This is a genomic window from Stutzerimonas kirkiae (assembly GCF_004327335.1).
Lineage (GTDB): Bacteria > Pseudomonadota > Gammaproteobacteria > Pseudomonadales > Pseudomonadaceae > Stutzerimonas > Stutzerimonas kirkiae.
Map to the genome: position 1 here is coordinate 1 of NZ_QJUO01000042.1, position 12,605 is coordinate 12,605.

Sequence of the window (12,605 nt, forward strand, 5' to 3'; positions counted from 1 at the left end):
AGCCTGCTGGAGGGTGTGAATAACCGCATCAAGGTGATCAAGCGCATGGCCTATGGCTTCCGGGACTCGGACTACTTCTTCCTGAAAATCAAGGCCGCCTTCCCCGGGAAAGTGCGATGAACCTTTTCTTTGCCCGCCGGGAAAGTGGTCGTCTCCACAACTAATGCAATAGTTTCCGCAACCATCGCCCGTCCTGGGCAAAAAACCAGGCCCTTCGCTGTCCCTCTTCCTATCCGACAATCTCCCCCAGTGGATACCCAAACCCTCATCGGTGCCGCCCTGGACCTCCTGTTCCTGGGCGACCTGACCATGAGTCAAGTCGGCCACCACTGGCAGACCACCAGCGTCTGGCTGCTGCTCAGATTGATCGGTATTGCGCTGTTCTGCATGGTCATCGCCTTGCAGGTTAAGGTATCGCAATGCATCGCAACGATATTTATCAACGCATTCATGGGGAGAAACCGCCGAAGGTCACCTGATATATCGGGCGCTGGTGGTCCGGCCATATGCCGGCAATTTTCTGCCAGAAATCAGCTGATACCATCCACTATGGAATGGAAATAATCGACGATTACTTGGCGCACGCCCATACACTGAAAGCATACCTTCTAGTCATTACCGCCCTGCTCTACCGGGGAGACAATCTGATGTCTAAACGCACTTCGAGTAATGGTGCCACTTCGATTACGCACACCTTGATTACAAGTCGAGCACGACAACATAAGCCCGTGACCGGATGGGTCAGACTCTCTGTATAATATTTGAACATCGCGAGACTGACTGTTTTGCATTCTCTGTGGCAGAAGATGATCGGCTTGCACACCTGAAATGGTAACAGGCGCCTTACACCACTCGCACTCGAACAGCGGATAATAGAGTTCATTGTGCTCTACCACCCAGAATCTACCACTGCTAATTGCTCGAGTAATAACTGTGCGCTTATTTTCAGTAATTCCACCCAAATCAAAATCCCAGTAAACCCCAGTTGCATCGGCGAACCTCATGCACAACTCCTTTTAGTTGGTGATACGAGTGGCCGCTTACCTCCAGCAGGGCATCGGAAACCCGACTGGCGCCGACGTTTGCGCCGTGAAGCAATAGAACCACCGGCCAGCCCCACACTGCCTCACCCCAGACCAGGCCAGACGGGCATCGCCCCTGACCCGGGATTGCCGGGAGGCATCCCCCTGAACTCAACAGCAAGGCGAACGCCACGCTCGAGGAGCGGTTCAGCGACAGCAGCAGACTCGACGGGATGAATCACCATCCCGCCCAAGGCATAAAGTCTTATTCACTGCCCGATTGCAGCAATGCCAGAGCCACCACACCGCTATTTTTCAGGGCTATCGCCAACGATTACGAAAGATGCACGCGGAAAATACAGGCACTCGTTACGAGCAGCAATCACGGCCGCATATCGCGACTCACCGGAATTTGTAGCATTCAAGGCAATATTCATTTGCTTCTTAACTTCTGTCGATATCCCGTTGATCACATTTATATCCGCAGCCCCACTGTAGCCTGCTCCATCTATTTGTCGCACAGCAAGACTTGAAACCCCACCCAGGCCACTGAATGCGGAAATCCAAGGCGCATTGGCTGCCGCATTCGCACTGGTCAAAGCAGGAGCAATGACTGAACCAGCAGCCAACCCCAACAGCGAAATTCTCAACGTATCCTTTGACCTTTTCTCCGCAAGCCTTTCACGATTACCGATTACATCGCTGCATACCCTGTTGGTTTCTTCAATTTCCCCAGCGATTAATTCATTGAGCTCTTTATCAATCACCTCTTTCCTTTTCTGCGCGGCCGCATCATCTCCGGAACCAGCAAGAACTTTATTCAGTTGTCCCTGCACCGTTATAAGATGAGCAAGATTACTTTTGTTACTGGCGCAGCCTGATATGAAAACCATGACCGCAAGAAGAGAAAAAACATTTCTCATGTGAAACTCCTTTTTTCGAGTGTCGATTCCCGCTTATCTGTAATAGCTCACATGATCCCATTTTGCCACCACGCCACATCCAGCCATGGGGATGGCTTGCCCCTGAAGCATTCGCGATGCAGCGATGCTCCACACATAGTCGTTGTACACAGCTATGACGCAATACGGCTCCCTTCTCCACCTGGGATCTACGGCGTGCAGAGATCTACGCTTGTCCCCGCGCTCTTGGTAGCGCGAACCCGAGTCGAGGATGGCAAGGGCCATCTGCGCAGTGGCCAGATCATGCGTTGGGCTTGCCGCTCCGTGGGCCTTTCCTTTCAGGCAGTGCCGAGGGTGGCTGTGCGGGTGCCAGGTGGCGGGACGGGGCCTTCGCCGCCGGGGATGGCGGCGAAGAGCTACAGGGATGTATTCATGCGTGCCTCGTCCCGCCACCTGGCATTCGCACAGGAGCACGGGCTCGAGGCCATATCGTCGCACCCCAGGGGCTTATCGAAAAACTGGAATGAAATAACGACTACAGGCTTTATTTCCAGGCAGAAATCGCCTCGGACAGCCGTGCGCCTGCGCGGGAATGACGACAGTTTCTGCTTGTAACAGGGTCGTCACCCGCCCGGTGCAATCCCTGTTTGCCCCTTGCCACTAAGCCATAACGCCTATCGCTTGCGGGAAGAAACCAGCAGCACCAGGCCGGTCAGCAGGAAGCCGGGGGCCATGTAGAAAAACGTGGGCATGTCCGCCGCCATGCCGATGACAGTGAATGCCACACCACAGCACAACAGGGGAATGGCCACTATCCGCTGGGGGTTGGGGTTCTTTTCCATGACATCTCTCGACCACACTAGGAGCGGCCACTCTACCGGCATGCCTCGGTCACCGCCACCCGCTCGCCGATGCCATCCAGGAAGCGCTGGCGCATGTCGTCATGGCCAGTGATGGCGGACGGGTTAGCGATGGATAACCTTCATCGGCGCTCAGGTTAATTTCCCATATATACCAATATGCAAAAATCAAATTACAGCCACCGTTGTCCGATGCAATAATCCCCGATCGGCCAGGCTCGCATATCGCCAGCGCTGCCAGGCTCTATCCCACGAACCCAGCATGAGTGCCCGACATGAAAATCGATGACATGGACGCCTTCGTCGCCGTCATCCGTTGCCAATCCACCAACCTGGCAGCCGAAGCCCTGCAACTGACACAGCCGGCCATTACCCGCCGCGTGCAGAACTTCGAGGAAGACCTGGGCGCCAACCTGCTCGATCGCAACACCAAGCCACTCAAGCCGACCCCCATGGGCTGGCGGGTATACGAACAGTGCAAGGCGATCCTGCGCGAGATAGATACCCTGCGCGAGTTGGTGGCCAACGATGGCGTACCCAGTGGCTCGCTGCGCCTCGGCGTACCCCAGACCATCGGCGACGTGGTACTGCTCGATGCCCTGCAGCAGATCCGCGAGGAATTCCCCGACCTGCGCACCCAGGTCATCAACGGCTGGGGCAGCAGCCTGATCAGCAAGATGGAGAACGGCGAGCTGGATGCCGCCGCCGCACTGTTCCCGGCGGGCAAGATATTCCCCGAGGGCATCGCCGGCCACTCCATCGGCCGCATGCAACTGCAAGTGGTCGCCGCCAGGGGCAGCATGCCCAAGCGCCACTACAAGCTGAAGGATTGCTACACCCGCGGCTGGGTACTGAACCCGGATGGCTGCGGATTCCGCGCCGGCCTGCAGCGCGCCCTGGCGGAGCAGGGATTGTCCTTGCAGATCAACCTGGAAACCTTCGGCACCGAACTGCAACTGGGACTGGTGGCCAACGGCATGGGACTGGGCCTGGTACCCGCCCCCCTGCTCGCCAACAGCCGCCACCTCGAACGCCTGGAAACCGTCAGCGTCAGTGACTTCAAACCGGTGATCGACCTGTGGCTGCTGCACCCGCGCTACCTGGGCAACCTGCAGGAGCCGGTGGAGCTGTTCGGCCGCGTGGTCGCCCAGCGGCTGGGCAGCCAGGCATGACAGCGGCGACAAGCTTCAGGCCGCAACGCTGCTTCGGCTTGAGGCTTGAGGCTTGAGGCTTGAGGCTTGAGGCAAAATATAAACATATTGCATTTATATACACGTATAAATTCAATAATCTGATAATTAGCATAGAATCAAAAATACTTTTACATGCTGCTTCTATAAGAATACGGTCTCAAATGCCGGGCTGAACCACTGACTGCCCGGCTCTCCATATACCGTTATCGCGAGCAGCCCATGAGCGTTCCAGCACAGTCTTCCGCCGCCCTTTCCACGCCCTCCTTTCCCCGTTCCCCCAGGGTTCCCGGTGGCCGTGAACTCGATGCCCTTCTGGAAGAAATCACCCGCGCCCTTGCCGCGACCGCAGCCGACTACGATCGCAGCGGCCGATTCCCCACGGAAAATTTCGCACTGCTGCACCAGCATGGCCTGCTCGGCCTTACCGTGCCGGAAACTCTCGGCGGCGCCGGCGGCGACCTGGCGACCGCGCGCAAGGTCATCTCGGCCGTCGCCAAGGGCGAGCCGTCCACCGCATTGATCCTGGTGATGCAGTACCTGCAGCACTTCCGCCTGCAGTCCAACAACCAGTGGCCGGAACACTTGCGCCAGCGCCTTGCCCGGGAAGCCGTCGAGGACGGCGCGCTGATCAACGCCTTCCGGGTCGAGCCGGAGCTGGGCACCCCGGCCCGTGGCGGCCTGCCCGCGACCATCGCCCGGCGTACCGCCGAGGGCTGGCGCATCAGCGGGCGCAAGATCTATTCGACCGGCAGCCACGGCATCCACTGGTATGTGGTGTGGGCGCGCAGCGACGATGCCGACCCACTGGTCGGCGGCTACCTGGTGCACCGGGATACCCCCGGCATCAGCATCATCGACGACTGGGACCACCTGGGCATGCGCGCCACCTGCAGCCATGAGGTGCGCTTCGACGAAGTGCTGATCCCCCTCGAGCATGCCGTCGGCGTCAGCCCCTTGAGCGCTCCCCGCCCGGAACTGGACGGTGAAGGCCTGCTGTGGATGTCGGTACTGCTGCCTTCCATCTACGACGGCGTGGCCCAGGCGGCCCGCGACTGGCTGGTGGGCTTCCTCGCCACTCGCACGCCGTCCAACCTCGGCGCACCGCTGTCCAGCCTGCAACGCTTCCAGGAAATCGTCGGCCGCATCGACTCGCTGCTGCTGAACAACCGCACACTGCTCGACTCCGCCGCCCTCGGCCAGGTCGAAGCGCATCACGCCGGCCAGCTCAAGTACCTGGTCACCAATAACGCCATCAAGGCCGTCGAACTGGCCGTCGAAGCCTCCGGCAACCCCGGCCTGTCACGGCGCAATCCCCTGGAGCGGCACTACCGCGACGTGCTGTGCAGCCGTATCCACACGCCACAGGATGATGTCGCGCTCGGCGCCGTCGGCCGCGCGGCCTTCGCCCGCCACGCCAGCGACCTGGAGCCTGCACGATGAGCGAAGTACTGATCGCCAGCCAGCTCGATGCCGACGCCAACGACTACCTGCGCCAGCGCCTGCCGGACCAACGCATCGTCGATATCGAGCCAGGCCCGGACGCCCTGGGCAAAGTACCCGAACAGGCCAGCGTGTTCATCGTCCGGCCGATCAACGTACGCGGCGTGAATATCGCCGAACCGCCGGCAGGCTGGCCCTGGAACCTGGACTGGGTGCAATTGGGCTCTTCCGGCATCGACTTCTACCCGCGCTGGCTGTTCGACGCGCCACAGGTCACCAGCGCCAAGGGCGCCAATGCCAACCATGTGGCGGAGTTCGCCCTGGCGGCGGTGTTCGCCGCAGCCAAGCGCCTGCCGGATATCTGGGTGAAGGATGACGACTGGCATTTCACCTACCTGCAACCGCTGCAGGGCAGCACCCTCGGTATCCTCGGTTTCGGCGCCATCGGCCAGACCCTGGCGCGCAAGGCACAGGCGCTGGGCATCCGGGTACTGGCGCTGGGGCGCCCTGGCCACCTGATCGCCGATATCCCCGGTGTCGAGGCCGCCAGCGGGCTCGAACAACTATTCGCCGAGTCGGACCACCTGGTCATCGCCGCCCCGCTGACCGAGCAGACCCGCCACCTGATCGGTCGTCAGGCACTGGCCCATGCCAAGCCGGGCCTGCACCTGGTCAACCTGGCCCGGGGTGGCCTGCTCGACCAGCAGGCGCTGCTCGAAGCCCTGGAGGATGGCCGCCTGGGCCGCGCCACCCTGGATGTCACCGATCCCGAGCCGCTGCCCGCCGGCCACCCGCTCTACCAGCACCCACGGGTGCATATATCGCCGCACACCTCGGCGCTGTCGACCGACGGCAAGGCGCGCTTCGTCGACAGCTTCGTCGACAACTTCCAGCGCTACCGGCAACGCATGCCGCTGAACAACCTGGTCGATATCCAGCGCGGCTACTGAACCGCGCAGCCACTTCCGCCAAACGTGCCCCAACCACTCTTCACTGGAGCCCCACATGAGCACAAGCACACTCGCCGCCACCCAGATCACGTCGGTCCGCCAGCGCGTCAGCGCGGAAGAATGGGAGGTGCGCGTCAAACTCGCCGCCGCCTACCGCCTGGCCGCCCTGTTCCGCTGGACCGACCATATCTACACCCACTTCTCCGCACGCGTGCCGGGCAAGGAAGAGCACTTCCTGATCAATGCCTACGGCCTGCTGTTCGACGAGATCAGCGCCTCCAACCTGGTCAAGGTGGACATCGACGGCACCATCATCGACGATCCGCTGGGCCTGGGTATCAACCAGGCCGGCTATGTCATCCACAGCGCCATCCACCGGGCCCGCCCCGACCTCAAGGCGGTGCTGCACACCCATACCCGCGACGGCGCGGCGGTCTCGGCCCAACGCGACGGCCTGCTGCCGTTATCCCAGCACGCCCTGGCCTACTATGGCAGGGTGTCCTACCACGACTATGAAGGCGTGGCGCTGGACCTCGACGAACAGGTACGGCTGATCGCCGACCTGGGCGACAGCAATATCTTCATCCTGCGCAATCATGGGCTGCTCACCGGCGGCGTCAGTGTCGAGCATGCCTTCCGCGAACTGCACGGCCTGGAGCGCGCCTGCAATATCCAGATCGCCGCCCAGGCCGGTGGCAACGCCGATCTGCTGTACGCGTCACAGGCGGCCATCGACAAGGTCGCGCGCCAGCGCGAAGCCTTCGCCAACGGCGACAACCCCGGCATCGCCCGCCACTGGGATGCGCTGATCCGCCAACTGGAGCGCGAAGGCGACGGCTACAAGCATTGAGGGCCAGGCCTTTCAACGTCTTTGCCAGAACGAATAGTGGGGAGACGCGGTTGCATGTCTCCCTCTCCCTCGCGGGCTACTGGATACACACATCTTCACCCCTCGGGATCCGCTTTCCTGTGCGAATGCCACTTTCGGCGGTGCCTGTGGGGTGAGCCTACGACCGTAGCACCAGGCGCCCGATCAATCGCCGGTCGAGGCGCTTGCGGATGACCATCCGGTAGAAGCCGATCAGGTTGTCGGCACGTTGCCGGCCATCGCGGATCAGCTTGGCGCTGAGCTGGGCGGCGACCAGCAGGGCGAACGGATTGTCGCTGTGCAGCAGCTCGTCCATATCCGCCTGGAAGTCCAGCAGCTTGCAGCTACGAAAGCGAAAGGTAACGCCACTGCCGGCGATATGGCTGGAGAAACCCTCGGGACGGAAACCGGGCTGGGTATCGGTCAATACCGCGAGACTGATCACAGGCAGTTGGTAGCGCTCGCGGATGCGGCTGTAGTAGCGGTACATGCGCTCGGCGAAATCCCGCTGCGGCTCGCCCTGTACCTCGGTGTGGATCAGCAACCAGTGCTCCGCGCCGTCGAGCAACCGCACCCTGGCCAGCTTGTCGACATAGCGCCGACCACCTTCGGCAGCGCCGGCGATCTTCTGCAATTCCTTGTCGAGAAAGGCCACAGGCTGGCGCCAGTCGATCAGGGCCTCGATATCCGGGAAAAGCAATTGCAGGAATGGCTGGAAAAACACTTCCAGCGCTTCCTTCCAGGGAGAGTCAAGGTCTTCGCTCATGCTGCGCAATAGCCGCCGATGCCCGTGTCGGCCGCCAAACTGCGGGCATGCCGCACAAGGCGCAAGGACGACTGGCTGGAAATGTGGAGCCTGTCACACGGCAGCATCCGGGCTTGTGAAGCGCTTCATATACCGACAGCCCGTAGCCTACGGCCAGGGGCTGTCGTCGAAGAGGTCTGCACGGCATGGCCAGGGAGCGAACCGCCGCCGCTACCCGGAAGCCCTTTGGCAGCGCTCACAAAATACCAACAACGCATAAATACTCAATAAATGATGCATTAATTAAATAATAAACTTATTCAAAAAAAGAATTTCAATTTAGATTCTTATAAAAATACTATGCCATCCAGATCTTCCCGGAAGCGCCCGACCCATCGGGCACCGTATGGATGGAGCCCATGACCGACAGCACCGCCACCGCCCTTGCGCACAAGGCCAGGACCGCCAGAACCTGGAAGGCTCCCGATTTCCTCCTGCGCCTGCTCAGCCCCCTGGCCATCCTGCTGTTGTGGGAGCTGGCCTCTCGCTCCGGGCTCATTCCCTCGCGAGTGATCGCCGCGCCCAGCGAGATCGGCGGCACCCTCTGGGAACTGATCCGCAGCGGCGAACTGGGCTATCACCTGCTCGTATCCCTCAAGCGCGCGGTGCTGGGCCTGACCATCGGCGTGGCCATCGGCACCGCCGCCGCGCTGGTCAGCGGCCTGTCGAAGCGCGGCGAGGTGATCCTCGACTCGCCCATGCAGATGCTGCGCACCATCCCCTCGCTGGCGCTGGTGCCGCTGTTCATCCTCTGGTTCGGCATCGGCGAGTTCACCAAGATCGCGCTGATCGTCACCGGCACCACCTTCCCGGTCTACCTCAACCTGTTCGCTGGCATCCGCAATATCGACCCGAAGCTGGTGGAAGCCGCCAACACCCTGGGGCTGAACCGCCGCGAACTGATCTGGCATGTGATCCTGCCCGGCGCCCTGCCCTCGTTCTTCGTCGGCCTGCGCTACTCGCTGGGGATTTCCTGGCTGGCCCTGGTGTTCGTCGAACAGATCAACACCAGCGCCGGCATCGGCTACCTGGCCAGCGACGCCCGCGACTTCATGCGCACCGACGTAATCGTCATCTGCCTGCTGATCTACAGCGCCCTCGGCCTGCTAATCGACGGGCTGATCCGTACCCTGGAACGCTTCGCGCTGGTCTGGCGCCCATCCTTCGTGAGGAGTTGAGCGATGAACGCCCATAGCCAAGCGCCCGCCGTCAGTCTGCGCAAAGTCGTGCGCCAGTTCGGCGAGAACCGCGTGATCGACGGGCTGGACCTGGACATCGCCCCTGGCGAGTTCGTCGCCCTGCTCGGCGCCAGCGGCTCCGGCAAGACCACCCTGCTGCGCGCCCTGGCCGGGCTGGACCCGATCGACGACGGCGAACTGCGGGTGCCCGCGGCACGCTCGGCGGTGTTCCAGGAGCCGCGCCTGATGCCCTGGAAACGCGCCTGGAAGAACGTGACCCTCGGCCTGCGGGTGGACAACCCCAGGGAGAAAGCCGAGCAGGCGCTGACCGAAGTCGGCCTGGCCCATCGCTTGAACGCCTACCCGGCGACCCTTTCCGGCGGCGAATCGCAGCGCGTAGCGCTGGCCCGCAGCCTGGTACGAGAGCCCAAGCTGTTGCTGCTCGACGAACCCTTCGCCGCCCTGGACGCCCTGACCCGCATCCGCATGCACCGGCTGATCATCGAACTGTGGCGCGCCCATACGCCCGCTGTGCTGCTGGTCACCCACGATGTCGACGAGGCGATCCTGCTGGCCGATCGCATCATCGTGCTGCAACACGGCAGGGTCGCCGAGGAAATCCGCATCCAACTGGAGCGCCCGCGCGCCAGCGGCGACGCTGGCTTCAACGCCATCCGCCTGCGCCTGCTGGCGCTGCTCGGGGTGGAAAAGGACAGCCCCGAGGACATCGGCCAGGACCACAACCCATTCGGCTATCCGCTCAGTGCGATCGCCATCTGACTCCGACAACACCAATAACCACCACCTGTACCCGAACAAAGGGCCAGTTCCGGTCATGCTTGCACAAAGGACGACAATGTATGCATCAGACAGCCAAGCCCCTCGGCGTATTTCCCCTCTCGGCCCTGGCCATCGCGCTGGGCCTGGGCGGCGGCGCACCCAGCCTTGCCGCTGAAGAGGAAAAACGCCTGGAAACCGTCACGGTGATTTCCACCGGCCTGCGCGGCCAGCAGCGCACCGTCGCCGACAGCCCGGCGCCGATCGACATCATCAACAGCGAGCAACTGCTCAAGACCGGCCGCGCCGAGCTGTCGGAGGCGATTTCCAAACTGTTGCCGTCGTTCACCTTCGGCACCAATATCGCCGGGGTCAACTCCCAGGTACGCCCGCTGAGCAACCGCAGCCTCGGCCCGGCCTACACCCTGGTGCTGGTCAACGGCAAGCGCCGCCACAACGGTGCGGCGCCGGCCAATGGCAACGTCGACAACAGCGGCGCCAACGCCATCGATATCGACCTGATCCCGATCAGCGCGGTATCGCATATCGAAGTGCTCAAAGACAGCGCCGCCGCCCAATATGGCTCGGATGCGGTGGCCGGGGTGATCAATATCATCCTCAAGGGCAACAGTTCCGGCGGCCATGTGGAGGCCAGCTACGGCCAGTTGTCCTCCGGCCAGGGCGAGACCATCAAGACCGCCGCCGACCACGGTTTCGCCATCGGCGACGGCGGCTTCCTGCACCTCTCGGCGGATGCGCGCAAACGCGGCACCGCCACCTGGGTGGGCAAGGCGGCCGACAGCTACCGAGGCTATTTCGAGGATGCCCGCGAGGCGGCCTGGGACCGTGTCGCCGTGAAGAACGGCGACCCCGACCTGAAGGCCTTCAACCTGGCCTACAACGCCGAGCTGCCGCTGGACGAGCAATTCAAGCTGTACTCCTACGCCACCTACGGCCAGCGCGAGACCGAGGCCCTGAACAACCTGCGCCTGCCCAACGGCCCGGCTTCGATCCCCGAACTGTTCCCGGATGGCTACTTCCCGCTGAACAACCTCAAGGACACCGACTACCAGTTCCTGTTCGGCGGCAAGGGCAGCGTGGCCGGCTGGGACTGGGACCTGTCCACCACCTACGGGCGCAACAAGATCGAGCACTCCAGCGACCTGACCATCAACCCCACCTACGGAGCCGCCTCGCCGACCTCCTTCGATGACCTGGCGACCCTGCAATTCGACCAGTGGGTGAACAACCTGGATATCACCCGCGCCTTCGACGGCCTGTTCGGCCTCGGCTTGCCGGTGCAGGTATCCGCCGGCCTGGAGCACCGCTGGGAGCGCTTTCGCACCTTCGCCGGCGACGACCCGCTGGCCTGGAGCGTCGGCCCCTACAGCTACCCGGTGGGCAGCGACCTGTACAACGCCAACGGCGCGCAGCCCTCGGTCGGCGCCCAGGCGGTACTGGCCATCCGCCCCGAGGACGAGGCCGACGCCAAGCGCAGCAATGTCGCCGCCTACCTCGACCTGGGCTTCGATCTCAGCGAACGCTGGTACGTCGGCGTGGCCGGGCGCGTCGAGCACTACGACGACATCGAGGAAAACACCTTCAGCTTCAAGCTCAACTCGCGCTTCGAGCTGACCGAGCAGGTGGCCATTCGCGGCACCCTCGGCTCCGGTTTCCGCGCTCCGTCGCTGACGCAACTGGCCTACACCGTCTCCGACAACCGCACCGCCTTCGATGCCGATGGCAACCTGATTCCCGCCCTGCGCCGCACCGCCACGCCGGACAGCGCCCTGGCCCAGGCCCTCGGCGCCAGCGAGCTGGACTCGGAAAAATCGCGCAACATCGGCCTCGGCGTGACCTGGCAGCCGGCGCCGCGCACCAGCTTTACCGCCGACGCCTACCTGATCGACATCGACGACCGCATCACCCTCAGCGAAAACCTCTACGACCGCAGCGGCGGCGCCGGCGCGGTCGGCGATCTGCTCGAATCGGTCGGCGTGGCCCGCACCACCTGGGTCAACTACTACACCAACGCCTTCGACACGCGCACCCGTGGCCTCGACCTGGTGGCCGACCACCGCAGCCAGTTCGGCACCTGGGGCGACGTGCGCTGGAGTGCCGCGTTCAACTACAACAAGACCAGCATCCGTGGCCGTCGCGCCACGCCGCAGAACCTGACGGATGCGGGCATCAGCGTGATCGGCCATGCCCGCGAGGGCGAACTGGTCGCGGGCACACCACGCAGCCGCTGGATATTCGGTGCCAACTGGAGCCTCGGCGACCTCACCGCCAACCTGCAGACCAGCCGCTACGGCAAGGTCGAGACCTGGCAGCAGAACGCCGCCAACGACCGCAGCTTCGGCGCCAAGTGGATCACCGACCTGGACCTCTCCTACCTGTTGTTCGACAGCCTGACCCTGTCGGTGGGCGGCACCAATATCTTCAACGTCCGCCCGGACAACAACGGCGTCATCATCCCGGCCCAGGACAGGAACTACGGCAACCCGCCGTTCCACCCCGGCGGCGGCTTCTGGTACACCAAGCTCGCCTACGACTTCTGACCCCATGCCTGCCCCGCAGGACGCGGGGCGGGCTGCTCCACGAGGAAAC

At 62.7% G+C, this 12,605-nt stretch carries 11 protein-coding genes and 1 pseudogene; 9 read left to right on the forward strand and 3 right to left on the reverse strand.

Annotated features, from left to right (window positions below):
• On the forward strand, positions 1 to 120 hold a 120-nt coding region (locus tag DNJ95_RS17335; RefSeq protein WP_165491655.1), incomplete at its 5' end, for a transposase.
• Positions 121 to 249: 129 nt separating this feature from the next.
• Positions 250 to 564, forward strand: coding sequence for a hypothetical protein (locus tag DNJ95_RS17340; protein WP_131185986.1), 315 nt, complete (start codon positions 250 to 252; stop codon positions 562 to 564).
• A 766-nt stretch (positions 565 to 1,330) separates the two neighbouring features.
• On the opposite strand, the gene DNJ95_RS17345 is transcribed toward DNJ95_RS17340, so the two are convergent.
• On the reverse strand, positions 1,331 to 1,945 hold the full coding sequence (locus DNJ95_RS17345) for a hypothetical protein (RefSeq protein WP_131185987.1): 615 nt from the start codon (positions 1,943 to 1,945) through the stop codon (positions 1,331 to 1,333).
• A gap of 653 nt (positions 1,946 to 2,598) precedes the next feature.
• Positions 2,599 to 2,766 carry a hypothetical protein gene (locus DNJ95_RS19260; protein WP_165491654.1) on the reverse strand — a complete coding sequence of 56 codons (168 nt, stop codon included), beginning with the start codon at positions 2,764 to 2,766 and terminating at the stop codon, positions 2,599 to 2,601.
• A gap of 293 nt (positions 2,767 to 3,059) precedes the next feature.
• On the opposite strand from DNJ95_RS19260, the gene DNJ95_RS17350 reads away from it, so the two are divergent.
• From DNJ95_RS17350 to DNJ95_RS17365, 4 genes are all read left to right on the forward strand, one after another.
• Positions 3,060 to 3,956: a LysR family transcriptional regulator gene (locus DNJ95_RS17350; RefSeq protein WP_131185988.1), complete on the forward strand. Its 897-nt coding sequence runs from the start codon at positions 3,060 to 3,062 to the stop codon at positions 3,954 to 3,956.
• Between the two features lie 240 nt (positions 3,957 to 4,196).
• Positions 4,197 to 5,417 carry an acyl-CoA dehydrogenase family protein gene (locus tag DNJ95_RS17355; RefSeq protein ID WP_131185989.1) on the forward strand — a complete coding sequence of 407 codons (1,221 nt, stop codon included), beginning with the start codon at positions 4,197 to 4,199 and terminating at the stop codon, positions 5,415 to 5,417.
• Positions 5,414 to 6,367 carry a D-isomer specific 2-hydroxyacid dehydrogenase family protein gene (locus DNJ95_RS17360; protein WP_131185990.1) on the forward strand — a complete coding sequence of 318 codons (954 nt, stop codon included), beginning with the start codon at positions 5,414 to 5,416 and terminating at the stop codon, positions 6,365 to 6,367. The genes DNJ95_RS17355 and DNJ95_RS17360 overlap by 4 nt, the downstream gene beginning before the upstream one ends.
• 55 nt (positions 6,368 to 6,422) lie before the next feature.
• The gene (locus tag DNJ95_RS17365; protein ID WP_131185991.1) at positions 6,423 to 7,217 is read left to right on the forward strand and encodes a class II aldolase/adducin family protein; all 795 of its coding nucleotides are present in this window, start codon (positions 6,423 to 6,425) and stop codon (positions 7,215 to 7,217) included.
• Positions 7,218 to 7,374: 157 nt separating this feature from the next.
• Here DNJ95_RS17365 and DNJ95_RS17370 read toward each other — a convergent pair whose 3' ends face one another.
• A complete protein-coding gene (locus DNJ95_RS17370) occupies positions 7,375 to 8,001 on the reverse strand; it encodes an RpnC/YadD family protein (RefSeq protein WP_131185992.1) in 627 nt (208 codons plus the stop codon).
• Positions 8,002 to 8,453: 452 nt separating this feature from the next.
• On the opposite strand from DNJ95_RS17370, the pseudogene DNJ95_RS17375 reads away from it, so the two are divergent.
• From DNJ95_RS17375 to DNJ95_RS17385, 3 genes and pseudogenes are all read left to right on the forward strand, one after another.
• A pseudogene (locus DNJ95_RS17375) lies at positions 8,454 to 9,218 on the forward strand (ABC transporter permease); the annotation flags it as partial.
• Positions 9,219 to 9,221: 3 nt separating this feature from the next.
• Positions 9,222 to 9,998 carry an ABC transporter ATP-binding protein gene (locus DNJ95_RS17380; protein WP_131185994.1) on the forward strand — a complete coding sequence of 259 codons (777 nt, stop codon included), beginning with the start codon at positions 9,222 to 9,224 and terminating at the stop codon, positions 9,996 to 9,998.
• An 80-nt stretch (positions 9,999 to 10,078) separates the two neighbouring features.
• The gene (locus DNJ95_RS17385; protein WP_131185995.1) at positions 10,079 to 12,556 is read left to right on the forward strand and encodes a TonB-dependent receptor plug domain-containing protein; all 2,478 of its coding nucleotides are present in this window, start codon (positions 10,079 to 10,081) and stop codon (positions 12,554 to 12,556) included.
• Positions 12,557 to 12,605 lie beyond the last annotated feature (49 nt).